This is a genomic window from Sulfurovum sp. (assembly GCF_015493435.1).
In the GTDB taxonomy this organism is placed as follows: domain Bacteria; phylum Campylobacterota; class Campylobacteria; order Campylobacterales; family Sulfurovaceae; genus Sulfurovum.
In genome coordinates, this window is the sequence record NZ_WGDD01000040.1 from 1 (window position 1) to 20,025 (window position 20,025).

At 43.9% G+C, this 20,025-nt stretch carries 22 protein-coding genes and 1 tRNA gene; 13 read left to right on the forward strand and 10 right to left on the reverse strand.

What is annotated here, in order from left to right; translation table 11 throughout:
* A partial coding sequence (locus tag F8L24_RS06870; RefSeq protein ID WP_294953610.1) for a triose-phosphate isomerase occupies nt 1-639 on the forward strand: 639 nt, incomplete at its 5' end.
* Between the two features lie 142 nt (nt 640-781).
* Here F8L24_RS06870 and nusA read toward each other — a convergent pair.
* On the reverse strand, nt 782-1,945 hold the full coding sequence (gene nusA, locus F8L24_RS06875) for a transcription termination factor NusA (RefSeq protein ID WP_294953613.1): 1,164 nt from the start codon (nt 1,943-1,945) through the stop codon (nt 782-784).
* A 187-nt stretch (nt 1,946-2,132) separates the two neighbouring features.
* Here nusA and F8L24_RS06880 point away from each other — a divergent pair, with 187 nt between their 5' ends.
* From F8L24_RS06880 to F8L24_RS06895, 4 genes are all read left to right on the forward strand, one after another.
* Entirely contained in the window at nt 2,133-2,372 is a 240-nt protein-coding gene (locus tag F8L24_RS06880) for an HP0268 family nuclease (protein WP_294953616.1), read from the forward strand.
* A gap of 89 nt (nt 2,373-2,461) precedes the next feature.
* Entirely contained in the window at nt 2,462-3,760 is a 1,299-nt protein-coding gene (gene miaB, locus F8L24_RS06885) for a tRNA (N6-isopentenyl adenosine(37)-C2)-methylthiotransferase MiaB (RefSeq protein WP_294953687.1), read from the forward strand.
* Nucleotides 3,761-3,765: 5 nt separating this feature from the next.
* Nucleotides 3,766-4,386 carry a DUF374 domain-containing protein gene (locus F8L24_RS06890; RefSeq protein ID WP_294953619.1) on the forward strand — a complete coding sequence of 207 codons (621 nt, stop codon included), beginning with the start codon at nt 3,766-3,768 and terminating at the stop codon, nt 4,384-4,386.
* Nucleotides 4,387-4,450: 64 nt separating this feature from the next.
* Nucleotides 4,451-5,305, forward strand: coding sequence for a tyrosine-type recombinase/integrase (locus F8L24_RS06895; RefSeq protein ID WP_294953621.1), 855 nt, complete (start codon nt 4,451-4,453; stop codon nt 5,303-5,305).
* Between the two features lie 43 nt (nt 5,306-5,348).
* Here F8L24_RS06895 and tilS read toward each other — a convergent pair whose 3' ends face one another.
* The 8 genes from tilS to mraY form a co-directional block, all read right to left on the reverse strand.
* Complete coding sequence (gene tilS, locus F8L24_RS06900; RefSeq protein WP_294953624.1) at nt 5,349-6,290, reverse strand: tRNA lysidine(34) synthetase TilS; 942 nt, start codon at nt 6,288-6,290, stop codon at nt 5,349-5,351.
* Nucleotides 6,291-6,357: 67 nt separating this feature from the next.
* Nucleotides 6,358-6,546 carry a hypothetical protein gene (locus F8L24_RS06905; RefSeq protein WP_294953626.1) on the reverse strand — a complete coding sequence of 63 codons (189 nt, stop codon included), beginning with the start codon at nt 6,544-6,546 and terminating at the stop codon, nt 6,358-6,360.
* Nucleotides 6,539-6,838, reverse strand: a complete 300-nt coding sequence (locus tag F8L24_RS06910; protein WP_294953628.1) for a nucleotidyltransferase domain-containing protein — start codon at nt 6,836-6,838, stop codon at nt 6,539-6,541. Before F8L24_RS06910 ends, F8L24_RS06905 begins: the two co-directional genes overlap by 8 nt.
* 43 nt (nt 6,839-6,881) lie before the next feature.
* Nucleotides 6,882-8,204, reverse strand: a complete 1,323-nt coding sequence (rimO, locus tag F8L24_RS06915; RefSeq protein WP_294953630.1) for a 30S ribosomal protein S12 methylthiotransferase RimO — start codon at nt 8,202-8,204, stop codon at nt 6,882-6,884.
* A gap of 137 nt (nt 8,205-8,341) precedes the next feature.
* Nucleotides 8,342-9,598: an alginate export family protein gene (locus tag F8L24_RS06920; RefSeq protein WP_294953633.1), complete on the reverse strand. Its 1,257-nt coding sequence runs from the start codon at nt 9,596-9,598 to the stop codon at nt 8,342-8,344.
* Between the two features lie 422 nt (nt 9,599-10,020).
* Nucleotides 10,021-10,096 (reverse strand) — tRNA-Phe (locus tag F8L24_RS06925).
* 118 nt (nt 10,097-10,214) lie between these two features.
* Complete coding sequence (murD, locus tag F8L24_RS06930) at nt 10,215-11,531, reverse strand: UDP-N-acetylmuramoyl-L-alanine--D-glutamate ligase (protein WP_294953635.1); 1,317 nt, start codon at nt 11,529-11,531, stop codon at nt 10,215-10,217.
* Between the two features lie 21 nt (nt 11,532-11,552).
* Complete coding sequence (gene mraY, locus F8L24_RS06935; RefSeq protein WP_294953638.1) at nt 11,553-12,611, reverse strand: phospho-N-acetylmuramoyl-pentapeptide-transferase; 1,059 nt, start codon at nt 12,609-12,611, stop codon at nt 11,553-11,555.
* A gap of 66 nt (nt 12,612-12,677) precedes the next feature.
* On the opposite strand from mraY, the gene gpmI reads away from it, so the two are divergent.
* From gpmI to fabG, 3 genes are all read left to right on the forward strand, one after another.
* Nucleotides 12,678-14,159, forward strand: a complete 1,482-nt coding sequence (gene gpmI, locus F8L24_RS06940; protein ID WP_294953641.1) for a 2,3-bisphosphoglycerate-independent phosphoglycerate mutase — start codon at nt 12,678-12,680, stop codon at nt 14,157-14,159.
* A 97-nt stretch (nt 14,160-14,256) separates the two neighbouring features.
* On the forward strand, nt 14,257-14,595 hold the full coding sequence (locus tag F8L24_RS06945) for a hypothetical protein (RefSeq protein ID WP_294953644.1): 339 nt from the start codon (nt 14,257-14,259) through the stop codon (nt 14,593-14,595).
* Nucleotides 14,596-14,684: 89 nt separating this feature from the next.
* On the forward strand, nt 14,685-15,428 hold the full coding sequence (gene fabG / locus F8L24_RS06950) for a 3-oxoacyl-ACP reductase FabG (protein WP_294953648.1): 744 nt from the start codon (nt 14,685-14,687) through the stop codon (nt 15,426-15,428).
* A 117-nt stretch (nt 15,429-15,545) separates the two neighbouring features.
* Here the strand turns inward: fabG and F8L24_RS06955 are convergent, their stop codons facing one another.
* A complete protein-coding gene (locus tag F8L24_RS06955; RefSeq protein ID WP_294953650.1) occupies nt 15,546-16,199 on the reverse strand; it encodes a small multi-drug export protein in 654 nt (217 codons plus the stop codon).
* Nucleotides 16,200-16,279: 80 nt separating this feature from the next.
* On the opposite strand from F8L24_RS06955, the gene F8L24_RS06960 reads away from it, so the two are divergent.
* The 5 genes from F8L24_RS06960 to F8L24_RS06980 are packed head-to-tail and all read left to right on the forward strand — an operon-like array spanning nt 16,280 to nt 19,978.
* Complete coding sequence (locus F8L24_RS06960; protein WP_294953653.1) at nt 16,280-16,933, forward strand: response regulator transcription factor; 654 nt, start codon at nt 16,280-16,282, stop codon at nt 16,931-16,933.
* Nucleotides 16,930-17,784 carry a HAMP domain-containing sensor histidine kinase gene (locus tag F8L24_RS06965; RefSeq protein ID WP_294953656.1) on the forward strand — a complete coding sequence of 285 codons (855 nt, stop codon included), beginning with the start codon at nt 16,930-16,932 and terminating at the stop codon, nt 17,782-17,784. The genes F8L24_RS06960 and F8L24_RS06965 overlap by 4 nt, the downstream gene beginning before the upstream one ends.
* 40 nt (nt 17,785-17,824) lie before the next feature.
* Nucleotides 17,825-18,493, forward strand: coding sequence for a response regulator transcription factor (locus F8L24_RS06970; RefSeq protein ID WP_294953659.1), 669 nt, complete (start codon nt 17,825-17,827; stop codon nt 18,491-18,493).
* Nucleotides 18,480-19,631: a HAMP domain-containing sensor histidine kinase gene (locus tag F8L24_RS06975; RefSeq protein WP_294953662.1), complete on the forward strand. Its 1,152-nt coding sequence runs from the start codon at nt 18,480-18,482 to the stop codon at nt 19,629-19,631. Before F8L24_RS06970 ends, F8L24_RS06975 begins: the two co-directional genes overlap by 14 nt.
* Complete coding sequence (locus F8L24_RS06980) at nt 19,619-19,978, forward strand: hypothetical protein (RefSeq protein WP_294953665.1); 360 nt, start codon at nt 19,619-19,621, stop codon at nt 19,976-19,978. Before F8L24_RS06975 ends, F8L24_RS06980 begins: the two co-directional genes overlap by 13 nt.
* Nucleotides 19,979-20,025 lie beyond the last annotated feature (47 nt).

The window sequence follows — 20,025 nt, forward strand, 5'->3', positions numbered from 1 at the left end:
GCCTATCTGAAAACACTCGAGGCAAAATTGTCCAAAATGCACAGCGGGGACCGTGTTTTGGTTTTTCCTCCTGCAACAGCATTGACTGCGCATACAGGAAATATTACTGTAGGGGCACAGAATGCCTATAGGGAAAGAAACGGTGCTTTTACCGGAGAAACAGGTCTGGAACAGCTGGAAGAATTTGGCATAAAAACCGTTCTGGTCGGCCACAGTGAAAGACGTGATATTTTTGGGGAAAGCCAGTCCTTTGTCGCAGAAAAATTTGCCTACTTCAAAGCACAGGGATTTGAAATCGTATATTGTATCGGGGAAGCGCTGAAAGTAAGAGAAGCAGGAGAAGAGGCTGTGATGACACATCTGCTTTCCCAGTTTGAAGGGATTGACCTTTCTTACGAAAAACTCATTATCGCCTATGAGCCGATCTGGGCGATCGGTACAGGACGTTCTGCCAAAGTTGAAGAGATCGCCTCGACCCATGCCGCGTTGAAGAAACATTTTGACAGACCGCTGCTCTACGGCGGTTCTGCCAAACCGGCGAATATTAAAGAGATTATCAGTATTGACGGTGTAGATGGTGTTTTGGTGGGTTCTGCTTCTCTGGAAGTGGAGAGTTTTGCACAAATGATTTTCGCGTAGGATATATTGATTTTGGTCGGGCGGCTATAAGGGATTGCCCCTGCACAAATCATATGTGCGCGGAATCTTGGTTTTTATGGGTCATGATCCCACAGCCGCAAGGTACTTTCTGTGGTAGAGGTACCCCTCGAATATTTTTGTCTTACTTGAACAGATCTGCCAAGGCACTTGTATCTTTTGTTTTGTCTGCTTCTCCGCCTTTTGCCGACTCGGGTTGTCTCTCGGTTACACCTTCCACTTCATTAAGCTCTATGGTATAGCCTGTCAGCATGGATGCAAGACGGATATTGATCCCGCTTTTCCCGATAGCTTTGGCTTTCTGGTCTCCCGTAATGTTTATGACTGCTTTTTTCTCTTCCTGGTCTACCTTGATGCTCTGTGTGATCGCAGGACTGAGCGCCCTTGTGATGAATATCTCCGGGATCGGAGAATATTCGATACAGTCAATGTTTTCACCGTTGAGCTCTTCGCTGACCGCATTGATACGCACGCCTTTGACACCGACAGCCGCACCGATCGGGTCTACATTCATCTGGTCTGTTTTCAGAGCGATCTTGGCTCTTTCCCCGGGAATCCTCGCTGCATTGACGATCTCGACAACACCATCTGCTATTTCAGGTACTTCGCTTGCCATCAATGCTTCAAGAAACTTGGGTGAAGTTCTTGTCAATTCCAGAAAAAGGCCGTACTGCGGGTCAACACTGACATAACGGAGCAGTGCTCTGATGGTGTCTCCGCGTTTAAATTTTTCACCCTTGATACGGTTTCTCAAAGTTAAAATGCCTTTCAGCTCACCGATTTCGACATGGGTATTGTCATCTGCATCAATGCGGTTGACAGTTCCGAGCATAACCGATCCTACTTTTTCCCTGTATTTTTCAAAAAGATCTTGCTCTATACGTCTTTGGATATGGTATTCAAGTTCCCTGAAAAGATTGGCGGACGCTGTTCTTCCATGCTCCTCAAGGATAAATTCTTCTGTCAGTTTGTCCCCGATCTCAAGGGAATCATCAAACTCTTTTGCTTCGGAAAGCGGCATGAAAGCATCGGAGAGTATCTTTTCTTTATGATCGTCTTTGCCGACTTCGACATAAAGCTGTTCATCATCATCCGCTACGACGGTAATGACTTTGTGTATCGAATAGGTTTTGGTATCATTATCTATGGTGACTTCAAAATTGCTTGTAAAGCTTGTCAGTTTTTTGGCAGTGTTTGTCAATGCCTCTTTGAAGGCTTCGATCGCATGCTCTCTTGAAATATTTTTTTCATGGGCGATTGCTTCTATAATATCTAATATCTTTTCCATCTTTTTTTTCCTTAGTGTAGTTTCAGTTTGACCGCTACAAGAGGTAACATAACAGTGTTAAGAACATCATGGGGAGCAGTGTTTTTGAAGAATAGAATTATATCTCATCTAACCTTTACTGAAAATAAAGTATAATAAATGAAATTGATGTCACGAACAAGAATAATAACACAAAAGGTATAGAGAAATGAAACTGAAACTTGCTAGAACAACACTTAAAGCAAAACCTAAAACCATCGAGTTGAAAAAACTGGAAGAGGAACTAGCAAGCAGATCGATATTTTATTTTGACAAAGACAATTCACACAAAGAGCTCAAGGCGCTTATCGAGTATTTCGAAGAAAAAGGCTATTCAGTCTATATGCGTGAAGTAAAATACGGCCTTGATGACAATGAATTTATCTATGAAGTCCATATCATTGCCTAAGGAGAGCAGGTAGCACATTGTGCGCAGCTGCGTAGAGTGCATATTTTAACCATTTTTCTACTTTACTGCCACATTTTCTACCCACCTACATTATGAAAAAACTATTTATAGAAACACTCGGATGTGCAATGAATGTCCGGGACAGCGAGCATATGATCGCTGAACTCAATCAGAAAGAATCCTACGAACTTACAGACCATCTTGAGGAAGCTGACCTGATTATTATCAATACCTGCTCGGTCAGAGAAAAACCTGTTGCCAAGCTCTTTTCGGAGATCGGGGTATTCAACAAACATAAAAAGCCCGGGGCCAAGATAGGCGTTGCCGGATGTACGGCAAGCCATTTGGGAAAAGAGATCATTAAAAGAGCACCGTCGGTGGATTTTGTCATAGGTGCGAGAAATGTTTCAAAGATCAGTGACGTCATTGACAAAAAACATGCTGTTGAAATCAATACGGATTATGATGAAAGTACTTATGCATTCGGGGAATACAGGAGCAATCCCTTTAAGGCTATGGTCAATATTTCCATTGGATGCGACAAGTCATGTACTTTCTGTATTGTGCCGGCGACCAGAGGAGATGAAATATCCATACCCAGCGACCTGTTGGTGCAGGAAATTAGCAAGGCAGTGGCAGGCGGTGCAAAAGAAGTGATGCTTCTGGGGCAGAACGTGAACAATTACGGCAGACGTTTCGGTGCCCTTGAAGAGAAGATCGATTTCACCGGACTGCTTCAAAAAATATCAACTATCGAAGGTTTGGAGCGTATCCGGTTCACTTCTCCCCATCCGCTGCATATGGATGATGCTTTTCTCGAAGAGTTCGCTTCCAATCCGAAGATCTGCAAACAGATACATGTACCTTTGCAGAGTGGTTCGACATCACTTCTGAAAGCAATGAAACGCGGCTATACCAAAGAGAATTTTCTCAACCGATGCGAGAAGATACGTACACTCTGTCCGGAAGCGACTATTTCAACCGATATTATTGTCGGATTTCCCGGAGAGAGCGAGCAGGATTTTGAAGATACAATGGATGTATTGGAAAAAGTACGTTTTGAGCAGCTGTTCTCTTTCAAGTATTCTCCCCGTCCCCATACGGAAGCCGCAGTTTTTGAAAAACAGATCGACAGCAGTATCGCAGGTGAACGGCTGACAAAACTGCAGTCGCGACATACAGAGATACTCGATGAGGTCATGGATGCGCAGAAGGGGAAGGTGCACAGGGTCTATTTCGATGAACTCAAGCCTAACGGACGTGTTGCCGGGCGCAGTGATGACGGAAAACTGATATTTGTCCAAGGCAGTGAAGAACTGCTTGGAAAGATTGCTGATGTCAGAATTACAAAAACTTCCCGCGGTGCGCTTGACGGGGAAGTGGTCTGAGCAGTATGAAAGATTTTTGGAGGGAAGTGGCCAAAATCGCTGTGCCGCCTCTTGTCTATCTGCTCATGCGTATCATTTGGTTCACGACTTTTAAAAAATTCCATTTTATCTCTCCTGTCAGTGAGGCACAACACGTATGCGTCTGCTGGCACGGGGAACTTTTTATGAGTACGCAGGCTTATAGGAAAATACATAGAAAACAGCGTGCATCGGCTATTATATCTGCCCATTTTGACGGTTCTCTTATTGCGGGGACATTACAGCTTTTGCGCATAAGACCATTAAGGGGTTCCAGTAAAAAGGGTGCAAGACAGGTACTCCTGCAGGCTTTCAAAAGTATCAGGCAGGGGGAGGAAGTGCTGATTACTCCGGACGGTCCCCGGGGGCCGAGGCACACGATGAGTGACGGAGCAGTAGGTATTGCCCTTAAAAGTGATTTGCCTGTTTTTATTATGAATTTCACGGCAGAGCATTACTGGCAGCTGAAAAGCTGGGACAGGTTTGTCATTCCCAAACCTTTTACACAGGTTGATTTCTATTTGCAGAGTGTCAGTCTGGAGGGCATGGCATTTGATGAAGCAAAAGCCTATTTGTCGGAGAAAATGCTGGAACACACAATTTTATGATAAACTGTCTTCTTCATGCAGGGTAGGAACATTCAACAAACGCGAAGAAAATGAGGAATGACTGATGGATACTGAAAAACTTGAAACCTATATCGAGGCATTTCTTGATTATCTTCTTGATGTCCGCGGTTACTCTGCACTTTCTGTCGAAACATATGAGATCGCCCTGCGTCAAATGGCAGAAGTGAGCCCTTTTTATGAAGAAGAAGAGAGATGGGTACTGGATATAACCCCTTTTCGTTTCAGCATTGTCAAGAACAGTAAAAAAACGATTGTCAAAAAGCTTTCGGCTGTACGTTCTTTGGTCAAATATCTTGAAGATCAGTGTCATTTGACCATCACATTGATCGCAGATGAGTCCATAAGGGTACCCCAGAGCCTTCCAAAACCTATTGAAGAAAAGTATATAGAGGAAGTATTGGCCACAGCCACGATGGAAGAAAAACTGCTGATCAGCATGCTTTACGGGCTGGGGCTCCGTATTTCTGAACTGAGCGGACTGAAGCTTGAAGACATAAAAGAGGAATGGATACAAATACACGGAAAAGGCAACAAGGTACGTGAACTGCCTCTGATTAAGCCGCTTCAGGTATTGCTGAAAAGCTATAGAGCACAGATGCAGCCGAGAAAATATCTGTTTGAAAAAGGGAACGCCCCCATGAACAGTGCCCAGCTGCGTTACAAACTGACTAAACTTTTCAAGGCTTCAGGAATGAAAGCAACCCCGCACCAGTTACGCCATTCATTTGCCACACACCTGCTCAATCATGGTGCGCGTATTGCCGATGTCAGTGAACTGCTTGGACACGAGACAATGGCCACCACACAGGTGTATACAAAACTGGGTTCGGCTAGGAAAATGCAGGAATATATGCGCTCCCATCCGCTTGCAGAGGGAAAATGGACGAGGGAGGATTAGAGGTGCCCTTTATTTTATGCGTATTTTATGATGTGGTGCGTGGTTATTCACCCTGCGCGGGCAGGTTATGTGGATCGATATGCTCTTGGAATAGATAAGCCCTTATTTTTGGAGGTATTTTCAATACCCGGCACGCTTCCCTGAATTTCTTTGGCATAGATGCCGTCACATAGGGTGCAATATACAGCAGATCATTCTGTATTTCTATGGCCCATTCTCCGCCGATAACGAGAGAAGTTTCTTTTTCTGTTTCTTTTCTCTGGGCGGCAGAGAGAAGGTATCCTGATTTTTTCAGTGCAAGGTCTATCGCTCTTGTCCTGCTTGCCAGGGTATGTAATTGCAGAATATGCAGTTCTTTTTCAGCATGAAGGATTGAAAAACCTTTTGCAAGTATTTTTTTGTCTTCTCGAAGGTAGTTGAAACTCCGGCTGATACCTTGTTTGAATTCAGCCATCAACGGGTCTGAAAAATGTTTCCTGAAACGGTTCCGTTCATATTTTTCATCTGTATTGCTTTCATCTATAAAATAGGGGTGGCCGGTGCTTTCAAGGTAGGCGGTCAACTCTTCTTTGCTGTACTGCAAAAGAGGCCGTACCAGAGTATAATTTCCCCGCCGGCTGACAGGTTCAAGTCCTATGAGTTCTGCAAGGCCCGCACCTTTGGTCAAGCGCATGAGGAACCATTCCAGCTGGTCATTGAGCTGATGTGCGGTCAAAAGGTTGTCATAGCCGTGCACTTCCATAAGCGAATCAAAAAAATCATAACGGAATTCTCGTGCATGGGCTTCAAAATGAGAGGTGAACTTTGGTGCAGTAGCTGTATAGCAGGCAAGGTCGTATTGCTTTGCCAGTGCTTTGGCGTGCTTGACCTCTTCTCCGCTCTGCTGTCTGATACCGTAATCGATGATGGCAATATCAAAATTTATTTCGTACTCCAAAAGCAAAAAGAAAAGTGCTGATGAGTCAATACCACCGGAAAAAGCCAATAAGTTTTTTGCATGTCGAAGTAATTCGACACCATCCAAAGCTAAAGCATTCGATTGGGCAGGCATATTATAAAAGAGACTGGATATTGGTTTTGAGTACAGGCAAATGGTTTTCGATGATATCCCAGATTTCTTCAGCATCAAAGCTCTTTCTGTCATGATAAAAATCATCGGCATTCTGGCTTGATCTGGAATAGAGTAGAATTGTATCTATGGATTCAATAATAGTATAAAGGGATAGTTCATCTTTAGACATAGATCACATCATCTTCAATGGTTTTCCTTGCCAGATCAGAGAGATATTTTTCTCTGGCAATATCTACATTGCGTTGGAAATATGTTTCAAGCATTTGTCTAAACTGCTGTTTTTTTCTGTAAATATCCTCAACACCATTTCGCAGTTCGATCAGGATATCAATATCACTATTATCATTAGGTGTACCCCGGCTGAAGGAACCAAAAAGCCCAATTCTTGTGATACCGAAGCGATGTAGGAACTCATCTTTGTGTGCTGCAAGATAAGATAAAATATCACTTTGTGTGATCATAATGAAGACCTTTTTTCCTTTTTAAAAGAATTATAGCATATTCTTAGGAAGCTGGCGAGAGAAGGGTTGCAAGTAATTGCATCCCGACACGCTCGGTCACTTTCGCCTCATACACTTTTCCATACGTCACGGGAAGGTCAGAAGTATCGTTAATGAGGATTTCTCCATCGATATCCACTGCCCATTGGAGTGGTCTGGCAGAGAGAAGATACTCATGTTCGTCGCTTTCTCCGTCGATAACGAGATTGACTGTCTTTCCTGTCATTTTTTCAAGTGACCGCAGTGTAGATCTTTCTGCAATCTCTCCAAGTATCTCGGCCCTTTCATTGATGACTTCCTGCGGGATCTGTTCCATGTGGTATGCCGCGGTCGTTTCTTCGTTGGAATAGTGGAAAGTGTTGAATCTGTCGAAACTGAACTCCTCCATGAAATGACAGAGTTTTTCAAAGCTTTCTATGCTTTCTCCCGGATGCCCTGCTATTACCGAAGTTCGCAGGAAAGCATCAGGTTTGCTTTTCATGTGTTCAAGCAGTGTAATGGTCTTTTGTTCGCCAAAACCGCGTTTCATCGTTTTAAGCACGGCATCGTCAATGTGTTGAATAGGCATGTCATAATAGGTCTGAAAGACATTTGAATCGGAAATAGCATCTATGAGTTCAAAAGTGGTCGTGCTTGGGTAAAGGTACAGGATGCGTGCCGAGCGTACACCCTCAATGGCTTCAATTGCTTTGATGAGGTCTATAAGCCCGTCATTCAGGCCCATGTCCCTTCCGTAGCTTGAAGAGTCCTGGGAGATGAAAGAGAAGTCATAGAAGCCCTGCCGGGCAAGTATTTGTACTTCTTTCTCTATGGAAGAGAGTGAACGTGAATGCAGTTTGCCTTTAAAACTTGGAATGGCACAGAACGAGCAACTCTGGTTGCACCCTTCGGCGATCTTGATATAGGCATGGTAGTTCGATCCGGTAATGACACGGCCGGATGTCTCTGTGGCAAGATAGACTTCCGGAGAAAAAGTACTCTGCTTGGAAGCGATGAGTTCATCTATCTTTTCATAGTCACCCACGCCGGTGAAGATATCGATCTCCGGCATATCCTGCTGAAGTTCTTCTTTGTATCGCTCCGAAAGACAACCGCTCATGACAAGAATGGAATCTTTTTTGCGTTCATCATGCAGGGTAAGTACCGTGTTGATACTCTCTTCTTTTGCCGCATCAATGAAACCGCAGGTATTGACAATGATGACATCAGCCTGAGTGTTGTCATCGGTGATCTCATAATCTTTAAGCCGCCCCAGCATGACTTCGCTGTCGACAAGGTTTTTGGTACAGCCAAGGCTGACAAGGTGTAGTTTTTTGGTATTTGGCATTAAAGTATCCCACTGTATTGAATTTTAATTTTTATAGATATTAGTTGTAAAATAGTAATTTATTGATAGAAGTATAACATAAACGGAGAAAAGAGTAGGGAAAAAAGCACACCTCTCAGAGGAGAGGTGCATGGTGATTAAAATTTATAATCAAGCATTGCCCATACTTTAGTTGTATCGGCTGCATAATTATCTGCACTGTACCATGCTGCTTTCAGCATACCAGTAAGACCTTTAACCCCAGGAACTTTATTTTTATAAAGTGCATCAACTTCCGTACCATAATCAGTACTTCCAGTATCGCTTGAGAAATCATGATAAACTACTTTTGCAACACCGAAACCTGCAGATTTGTATCCGAGCATACCGTTTACATCTACAAGTCCGTCTGCCGGTGTAGCAAGAAACATATCTGCCCATCCGTTTTGTCCATGCAATGTAGCAAGTGGTGTCTGGAATGAACCATTGTTGTTATTTCCTGCACCAAGTACTTCATATCTTGCACCTGCAAGGAAACCACTCATGTTGAGTGTTGCCTGGATGTTATAGTAGTCAGCATCAGCAGTCGCATCCGGAAGATAATCTGTAATAGACGGATCTGCCTGGTGTGCATATTCTGCACGGTAAGCAATTTTTGAAGCTTCACCTACATTGAATTTACCTGTTGCAGCAATACCCCATGTATCTGAGATATCCTGAATCAAATAACCGTATCCTGTTACTGTCAATTCAGGCATAAATGTATATGCTGCATGTAAAAGTACAGAATTTGTTTCAAGCTGGTCTCCTCTGGTGATTCCTATTACAGGTGCCACTTTTCTGGAGTCTTTGTCAAAAATACGATTGACCTGCCAAACATATGCTGCAAGTAGATTGAGGTTTTCAACAGAGTTGTTGATAACGGCTACTGCATCATAAGTTTGAGGCATTTGACGCCAGTTGACTGTACCGATAAATCTTTGGTTGTCAAGGTTGACACCCTGGCGACCGGCACGGATAAGTGTATCACTGAACTTATAATCTACGTATGCTTGCGTAATACGTGTCTGATTAGGATCTGCAACGACTTGATATTCTTTGGAGTCATCTACTCTCAAACTGTCATAGTCACCTGCACCAATTACAGATGTTGCTTCCAAGTAAGTTGAAAGACCTTCGATCTGGAAGAGGTCAGCATGGAGTCCCAATGCTACTCTTGAAGTAAATGCATTGGCATCGTCTCTTGTATTGTCAACATTGACATATTCGTATCTTGGACGAATCTCGCCATTTGCTGTAATATTGCTAAAAATGAGGAAATCCTCTACTACGGGCGCTGTCGCTACAGGCTCGATATCTCCACCCGCCATCATCATGGTAGATGCCACTACGGAAAGTAATAGTGTTTTTTTCATTGTAATACTCCTTATATTAATGATAGGTTAATAATATCATAACAAAACTTTAATGTTATTGATATAGATCAAGTTTTTGATACTATTTTTAAAGCTATAAAAAGCGATCAGTTGAATGGTATTATTGGTTTCAGGAGTATAGTTTTGTATGCTGTTGTTTTGTGTAAGTATATTTCCTTCTCCAGAAGACCAGGTATGATTCCGTGATCGAAGCCTTCTGTATTCTCAACAATTTTGATATACCTAAAGGTTCTGCGAGAGAACATCAAAAAGATGAATACGGCAATATGATGGCAGATTTTACTGTCTGGACAAGTACCAATGATTTAAAACGCCAATTCTATTTCCGTACCTATTTGATTAGGGATGGGTCAATCGGAAAATAAGTATCGTGAAAGTTTATAATTTGGGAAGTTAACGGATGGTGGCGCTGGACGGAATCGAACCGCCGACACAAGGATTTTCAATCCTTTGCTCTACCGACTGAGCTACAGAGCCACTGTTGTTCTGAAGTGGATGAAATTATAGCTATGTAAACTTAAATATTATTGAGTTTCCGGAAGATTTGATATTTTTTTATTTTTTAAAAGTGAAAGCATTATCTTCCTCTTTGACGCTACAGTGCATTTACGAGAGAAACAAATGTCTCTCCCCTGTGCCTGTATGATTTGAACTGGTCAAAACTTGCGGCAGCTGGAGAAAGCAGGGCAACACTCTTTTGTGTGTGGACCTTATCTATAAGCCGGACGGCATTGTCCAGTGTAACTGCTTCTTTCAGATCAATGTTGAACTGCTCTGAAAGTGCTTTGAGTTTTTCACTGTTGGCACCAATGCTATATAATGTAAGCTTTAACGGCTGTAAAAGTTCAAAAAGAGGTGTAAGGTCGACTCCCTTGTCGTCTCCGCCCAGAATGAGATGAATGTATTGGTCGCTGTAGCCTTTGATTGCCTGTATGGCAGCATCGAGGTTGGTCGCTTTGGAATCATTGACCCAGAGCCGGTTCCTGCTGTCATAGATCTCTTCCTGACGATGGGCATCGCGCTTGAAGGTATTGAGCAGCGTATAGTCTGTTTCATCAAAGAGGACTCTGGTAATGGACAGAGAGAGCAGGGCATCCTGCAAAAAGGCACCCCTGTAGTTGAGTTGTGCTGCATCAAGATCGAAGTAGCGGCAAAGAAAGTCATTGCTGTCGTACTCTACGACATAGGCATGGGTACGGGGCAGATTCAAGCCTTTGGGTACCAGAGCCAGTTCACCCTCTTTCATGGTAATCAACGGTTTGAGCTTGTCTGCTTCATAGGCTTCCGGGGTACCGTGCCAGTCAAGATGGTCAGGCGTAATAGGCAAAAGCAGGTAGATATTTGGTGAGGCTGTTTGAGTGTGGTGCAGGGTAAAAGAACTGGTTTCCAGTACCCAGAGAGGCGCATCCGGGTCAAGTTCTGCCAGCGGTGTGCCTATGTTACCCCCGCTGACTGCGCCGCGTTTTTCCAAAAGGTGGGTAAGCATTTGTGTGGTCGTTGTTTTTCCGTTGGTGCCGGAAATCCAGATCGTGAAAGGCGTTTTCCTTTCACGTGATGCTTCCATCGCAGGGTGCTGTGTCCTCACGTCACCATCGTCAGTGTTCTGTATGATTGGTACTGTCGGGGGGCAGAGTAGAGGTTTATTTCCCAAAAAATAATCATATTCACTTAATACATGCTTGGCTTTTTGGAGGAGAGGATGATCCGGTTTCAGGCTTGGTGTTGTCACTTCGAGTTGACTTTTGTCCGGATCGAACATGGAGGAAGGGTAAATACGGTTTCCCTTATTATCGGTATAGGGCTCGTTACACTTGTCATCGAAGAAAATACACCCTTCCCCGAGCTGTCTTGCAATGGCTCTTGTGGTCAGGCCGTAGCCGAATAAAACCGGTTTTAACTGTTTTGTGCCCATGGGTATGATCCTCTGTCAGCTTTATCTGAATTTGAATGAAATAAGTGCAAGCACATTGGTAATGAAGGCAATCATCCAGAAACGGATGATGATCTTGTTTTCTGCCCATTCTTTGAGTTCGAAGTGATGATGCAGCGGGGCCATGCGGAAAATACGCTTTTTACGGATTTTGTAACTGCCTACTTGAAGGATCACCGAAACCGTTTCCATGACAAAAACGAAACCAATGAGCAGTAGAAGTATTTCACTTTTGCCGAGTATGGCAAGGTAAGCCAGAAAACCGCCGATGGAGAGGCTGCCTGTATCTCCCATGAATATTTCGGCAGGATAGCAGTTGTACCAGAGAAAGCCCATCAGTGCACCGGCAAGAGCTGATGCAAGCACCATAACTTCTCCTACACCTTTGATATGGGGTACAAGCAGATAGTGGCTGAACACGGCATGTCCTGTGACATATACGATAAGTCCCAGAGAGACAAGTGATATGATGGAGGGAACGGTAGCCAGTCCATCCAGTCCGTCAGTGAGGTTGACGGCATTGGTTGTGGCAAGGAACATCAAAATCCAGAAAGGCAGGGCAAAGTAGCCCATGTCAAAAAGCGGTGTTTTGAGAAAAGGTATATAGAGTTCTGTCGGGAAACCTATATAGAGAAGCAGACCGGTAGAGAGCAGGGCAACGATCACCTGCAGTCCCATTTTCCCCCGCGGTGTCAGTCCTTCGAGGTTGTCACCGGCAAGGATCTTGCCTATGTCATCTTTAAACCCGACCAGTCCGAAGCCAAGCAGGGTAATGAACCCGCCCCAGACATAAGGGTTTTCAAGGTCGATCACAATCAAAGCTGCAATGAATGTGGCCGTCAGAAATACTGCACCGCCCATGGTCGGAGTATGTCCCTTGTTCGCATGGGCTGTCACATATTTGCTGATGGGCTGACTGGCATTTTTTGAGATAGCCCAGACAAGATATTTCGGCATCAGTATCAGGACCAGCAAAAAGGCCAGGAGAAAAGCGAGTCCTGCACGTACGGAGATGTATCCGAAAAGGTGCATGTGTAGAAGATTGTTCAGTTCATATAGCATGGGCAACTTTCATTTTAGGTTTAAACAAGCTTATTTTACTATGATTTCAATAAAAAAGAGACAGCTATGGATATACAAAAAACGATCTTGATTATTACAGACGGTATCGGGTATAAAGCACAGGGCAGCTGCAATGCTTTTGATGCGGCGAGAAAGCCTACGTATGATAAGCTTTTTAAAACCGCACCGCATGCATTGATCTCGACACATGGCTTGAGTGTCGGATTGCCTGAAGGCCAGATGGGGAACTCTGAAGTGGGACATATGACGATCGGTTCGGGTCGTATTTTGTATCAGGATCTTGTCAAGATCTCACTGGCACTTGAAGAGAAAAGTATTGAAGAAAACCAGGTGCTTGCAGAGACACTGGAACAGAGCGGACGGGTGCACTTTATCGGGCTTATGAGTGACGGCGGGGTACATTCACACATCGAACATACGATTGGTTTGGCCAAGTTGGCCAAAAACAGAGGCAAACAGGTATTTCTGCATCTTATTACAGACGGAAGAGATGTCAGCCCCACTTCGGCAAAAACCTATTTGAAACAGATCGAAGCCATCTGTGATGAAAATATTTCCATTGCGACACTCGGGGGACGTTTCTATACGATGGATCGTGACAATCGATGGGAAAGAATAGAAAAAGGGTATCGGGCCATTGCAGAGGCACATCCGACGACAACACTTTCCCCTGAAGCTTATGTAGAGGCAAGTTATGCCAAAGGCGAGACGGATGAATTTATCGAACCTGTAGCATTTGAAGGATTTGACGGTATGCATGAAGGCGATAGCGTTATCATGACCAATTTTCGTTCGGACAGGGTACGTGAGATCACCGCAGCACTGGGCGAAAGCAGTTTTGATGCATTTGAACGAAAGCAGATCCCGCTGCATATTGCAACGATGACACAGTATGACGCTACATTCAACTACCCGGTCCTTTTTCCCAAAGAGGCACCGAAAAATACGCTTGCCGATGTGATCTCTGCTTCCGGACATCGGCAGCTTCATACCGCAGAGACTGAGAAATACGCTCATGTCACTTTCTTTTTGAACGGCGGTGTGGAAGAACCGATGATAGGAGAGAGCCGGGTGCTTATTCCCAGCCCGGATGTTAAAACGTATGATATGCAGCCGGAAATGTCTGCACCGCAGGTGGGCGAGGCTGTACGTACCGCGATGGATGAAGAGTATGAGTTCATCGTCGTCAATTTTGCCAACGGGGATATGGTCGGGCACACCGGCAATTTTGATGCGGCACGCCAGGCGGTTGAAGCGGTTGATACGGAACTTGGGAAGATCATTGAAAAAGCCAAAGCGGACGGGTATGCCATTGTGTTGACGAGTGACCATGGGAACTGTGAGGAGATGTGTGATATCCAAGGGCATGTCCTGACCAACCATACTGTCGGTGAAGTATGGTGTTTTGTCCTTGCAGACGGAGTCAAAGAGGTCAAAGAGGGCGGCTTGAACAATATTGCGCCTACAGTACTGAAAATTATGGGGCTTGAAATACCGCCTGAAATGGATGAACCGCTGATTGCATAGTGGACAGATATTTTGGTACAATAGATATTGAACTATGTATGAAGCATGTGCCTGAAGTGTTCTGTCACAGCCTTGCTTCATGAAAAAGGAGACGGATATGGAAAAGAAGATCAAAGAGTCCGTAGGGACACTGCTGGCACACATTATTAAAGTGGATAACCGGAATGTAGAAGAAGAAGCACCGCTTTTCTGTGAGATCATGGGGCAGGATTTTGACTGTACAGAGGAAGAGGCAAGAGCATTTCTGTATGAGATCATGGATAAAGAATATGACCTTGATAAACATATTGGGATCATCAATCAGGCACTTTGTGATGACAGGATTTCAAAGTTTCACCTGCTTGAGCAGATCAATCATATTATTTATTCCGATGAGATCAGCGATGAGGATTACCGTATATTTGAACAGATTAAAAACAAACTGTTTGAGTGTTAGGAACAGAGAAAGAAGCAAAAGTTTCAGCTGTATCTGTTTGGGGAAGTTGGGCTTTTTAATTTAGATTAAATAATGAAGAAGGGGTAGGAATGAAATTTTCAGGAAACAATGTGCTGGTCACAGGTGCCAGCAGAGGTATTGGAGCGCAAATCGCCAAAACACTGGCGGGGATGGGACTCAAAGTGTGGGTCAACTTCAGAAGCGGTACAGCTGAGGCTGATACGGTCAAAGCAGAGATCGAGGCGGCAGGCGGCAAAGCAGAGACCATCGGCTTTGATGTTAGCAATGAAGAAGCCTTTGTAGCAGCGGTAAAGAGTATTGTCGCGGAGGACGGAGAGCTTTCCTACCTTGTCAACAATGCAGGTATCACCAATGACAAACTGGCTATGCGTATGAAAACAGAAGATTTCATGTCAGTGATCGAAGCAAATCTGAAATCGACTTTTATCGGGTGCCGTGAAGCGGTCAAAGTAATGGGAAAAAAGCGTTTTGGCTCTGTCGTGAACATTGCTTCTATTGTAGGTGAAACAGGAAATGCGGGTCAAACGAACTATTCCGCAAGCAAAGGCGGCACTATTGCAATGACCAAGAGCTTTGCACAGGAAGCTGCACCGCGCAATATCCGGTACAATACTGTAACACCGGGGTTCATCGCTACGGAAATGACCGATGTTCTCAAAGAAGAGATCAAAGATGCCTTTACCGCAAAGATACCGATGGGAAGATTCGGCGAACCCAGAGAAGTAGCCGAAGCAGTCGCTTTTCTGCTTTCGGACCATGCTTCGTATATTACAGGCGAAACACTAAAAGTAAACGGCGGAATGTATATGTGAGACGCGTTAAAAAAACGTGAACTGCTTCACGTTTTCAGCGTCGAAACCGGAGTGGTCGCAATAAACGCAGTGCAAATGCCAAAAAGATATTACAATTTACTCCAAAAAATTCCAAGCTTAAAGCAAATACTTCTTGATTCCATACCATATTCCCATACCTGCGGCAATAAGCAGAAAACCTATATTCAGCGAAGTACTGTAGGCGATCAGTATCTCTTTAAAGTGGCTGATGAGGTAGACCCACAGTGTAATAGCGGAAAGGGTGGCCAAAAGAATGGTTGTCAGGGTCTTTCGATGGCTGAATCCTATGATATAGCCTATAAAGCTGCCTACGACCGGTCCTGTCATGGCAAGCGGAGTGAAGACAAAGAAGACCAGCCCCGGAATACCGTATTTTTGAATGTAGGGTTGATATTTCTGTGCGGCGCTCCTGGAACGTTCAAAAAAATCATGCAGGGGTTTGTAGGTAATGATCTCAAGGCGGTTCCAGCTCCGCGCAAAAAGAGGGTAGAGCAGCAGTACCATGATTGATTCGATCAAGAAGTTAAAAAGAATCAGGTCAATCATATTCATTCGGGCTGCGATACCGATGGAAAGTCCTGCCATTCTTCCAAAAATAATATTGGCTGCCGTAATGCTCAGGAGTGTTTGCAAATTGGCAGGCGAGAAGAAGGCACAGTATAGAAGGAGTAGCAAAAAAAGACCCAGAAGCAGTAATCCTGTCATGAGAATGTTGCCTTCGGTATAATTGAAGAATGAAATTTTTTTCATAAAACGATGCCTTCCATGAACGTGCCGGAATTATAACATGATATGGGGTATAATCACCAATAAATCCTGAAGGAGAATACTTGGCCCATATACTTGTGCTTGAAGATGATCAGCTTTTTAATGAAACTCTGGAAGACTTTCTGGAAGAAGAAGGGTATCGTGTGGAAACAGCACTGGACCCTTATTCGGCATTGGAGATAAGTTATCAAAATGTGTTTGATCTTTACCTTTTTGATGTCAATCTTCCCTATGAGAACGGTTTTGATCTGCTTGAAAAACTGCGTCACAGCGGAGATACAACACCGACTATTTTTCTCACGTCGAGAGCAGACAAGGCATCGCTTGCCGAAGGTTTTGGCAAAGGAGCGGATGACTATATGAAAAAACCGATCGACTTTGATGAACTTCTGCTCCGTGTACAGGCAGTGCTGCGTCGCCAGATACGTCAGGAGCATATGAACATAGGCAGTTACAGTCTCGATACGGCTGCAAAGATACTTTATCGGGGTGATGAAGCGGTAGAGGTGACAAAAAAAGCGGTAGATCTGCTGCTGCTGCTGTTGCAGGCAAAAGGTGAAGTGGTCAGCAGCAGTGAAATAAAAGAAAGGCTCTGGGCAGCGGGACAGAATGCAAGTGACGGTGCTTTGCGTGTGTATGTGACACAGTTGAAGAAATATTTTCCCCAAAATATTACCAATGTGCGCGGTGTCGGCTACAGGTGGGTCGGGGAGTGAAGCTGTCCGGACATAAAAAGAAAATTCTTTTATCGGCACTCGGATATTTTTCAAGTGTTGCGATACTGCTGAGCTTTCTCTACTGGTTTCTGAAAAATGAAGGTTTTTCAGAAAGCAATTTTTTGATAGCAGGACTTCTTGTCCTTCTGCTTGCAGCGGGATGGGGATACATTCTCTCTTCGCATCTTCTTGCGCCCAAAGCGGAACTCGATGCCAATCTTTCACAGCTCAGTTCGGAAATTCTGCATGAATTGAATATTCCTCTTTCAACCATCAAGGCCAATGCTGCAATGTTGAAAAAACGTTTACAGGGTGAGGAAAAAGCACTAAAACGGCTGGAGCGTATCGAAGCTTCGTCTGACAGACTGGAGAGACTGTATGAAGAGTTGGTTTACAGTATTAAAAAAGAAATTCATCCTATTGAAAAGGAGCCTGTTGCCCTGCAGAAGCTTCTTGGAGAGCGTATTGAAACGTTTGAATCTTTCGGGCGCAACAGGTTCGATATGGATGTGACGGAGTTGACAGTCAATGTTGACAGAATCGGTTTTGAGAAAATGATAGACAATCTTCTGATGAATGCCATGAAATATTCCGACAAAACCTCCCGGATAGAGATAAAGCTTAAACGAACGATGCTGACGATACGGGATGAGGGCATAGGTATGGATGAAGCTGAACTGCTGAAAGTGTATGAACGCTATTATCAGAGTGACAGCGGCAAAGAAGGCAAAGGGATAGGCCTCGCACTGGTCAAAGCGTATTGTGATGCAGAAAATATAGGCATACAGATCAGTTCGGAAAAAGGCAGAGGTACCACGGTGATGCTTGCGCTTGAACGGGTTCATGTATGATTCATGTTTATGGTGTAAGATTAAAGAAAGGAGTGCCTGTATGACCCAGACGGTTTTATTGCTTGAAGATGATGTGCAGTTGAGTGATACGGTCAAACGTTTTCTGGAACTCAAGGGCTATACCGTGTGGTGTGCATATGACGGTTTGCAGGCACAGGATATCATGTATGAAAAACATATTGATTTGATGCTTCTGGATGTGAAAGTACCCCATTTGAATGGTTTTGAATTTTTGAAAAATACCCGTGTACAGGGCAATACCACACCGGCGATCTTTATTACTTCGCTCAACAGTGTCGAGAATGTTACAGAGGGATTCGACAGCGGCTGTGATGACTATATTCGTAAACCGTTTGCCCTCAAAGAGCTTCTTGTCAGGGTAGAATCACTGCTGAAACGCAGTTACGGTAGTTATGAAGAACGGATAGAACTGGGAAATGAGCTTTGGTTCGATACGAAATCTATGCTTTTGATGCGCGGCAGCCAAAGGGTGCCGCTTAAAACAAAAGAAGTGAAACTGCTGGCACTTTTTTTACAGTACCCCAATGAACTTATGGAATATGAAAAGATCTTTGAAGCATTATGGGAGTATGAAGAAGCACCAAGCAGCGGCTCTCTGCGTGCCTATATCAAAACACTGCGTGCATCCATAGGAAAAGAGAAGATAGAAACCGTTAAAAACATAGGATACCGTTTTGTTGCAGAGTGAAAGACGGAGTCTTCTGCGTTTTTTACTGATCTATATGGGGTCGACATTTCTGCTTTTTTCTATGGCTTCGTGGCTTTTTTATACATCAACCAGACACCATTTGCTTGACAAGCAGAGAGAAGTACTGAAGTATGAATCACAAAAGATCGAATCCGCACTGCGTGAACTGCACCAGTCCAACAGTGCAATACTGCATTATCCTGTCAGCAAGATCGGGAATTCCGCTATTTATGATTTGGATAAACACTATATTTTCGGTACCTTTGCACATCCTCCCCAATTGGGTGCCCGGCAGAAACATACACTCTCTTTGATTTCAAAGATAGAACCCTATTATCTCGGTGCAGCCTATTTGCTGCTTTCCAAACCGATCGACTATACACCTCTTTTGGCATTGCAGCGCAATATTTTGTTTTTTATGCTGCTTGCAGGGGGCTTTTTTGCTGTTTTGGGCTATTTTCTTGGAAAACTTTTCATTGCTCCTATGCGTGAATCCATCAAACAGATGAACCATTTTATTCAAGACACGACCCATGAACTCAATACCCCCATCAGTACGATCCTGACCAATATTGAAATGATCGAGACTTTTGGGGAGTGTGAGCAGAACAAAGATGAGCTTAAACGCATCGAGATCGCTTCCCGGACACTCAGCCGTATCTATGATGATTTGACCTATCTTAATTTGAACCATCAATACCATCGCCGGATCATTCGTCTCGATATGGCACAGCTGATTGAAGAGCGCATGGTTTATTTTGCTGTGATGGCCGAAGTGAAACATCTCAGGATCAAAACGGATGTCAAATCCGGAGTGATCCTTGAAATGGACAGAAATGATGCGATCAGGTTGATAGACAATCTTATTTCAAATGCGATCAAATACAACAAACCGGAAGGGGAATTGTATGTCAGGCTTACAGAGGAGTATTTTATGGTCAAAGACGGAGGTTTCGGTATCAAAAAAGAAGATCTGAAAATCATTATGCACCGTTTCAAACGTGCCAATACGAGTGAAGGCGGTTTCGGGATAGGTTTGGATATTGTCAATCAGGTTGTCAACAGTTACAGCTTTGTTTTACAGATAACATCGCAGCTGCATCAGGGGACAGAGGTGAAAATACAATGGAAAAAATAATGATACTGCTATGGCTGTCAGCAATGTGTATCGCTGTAGAGGGAAATGCGTATGCGGAACCGAAAAATCTGTATACTGCCTGCCTGAAGTGCCATCAGAGCGAGCAGGTACCAAGCAGCCTTGTCTATCGTCGCTATCTGATGCGGTACAGTACACCCGAACGCATAAAAAAAGCAATGTTTTCCTACTTGAAAGCACCGGAAAAGGCGGATTCCATTATGCCTTCTCAGTTTTTTCTGAAGTTCCCCATGAAAAAGAAAATGCAGATGAATGATATGCTTTTGAAAAAGTATATCAGGGAGTATATTGAGCAGTTTGATGTCAAAAAAAGATTGGTTCTGCCGTGAATCAAAAATCCCGAAATAGAAATTCAGCACTTTGTATAGCTTGCAAG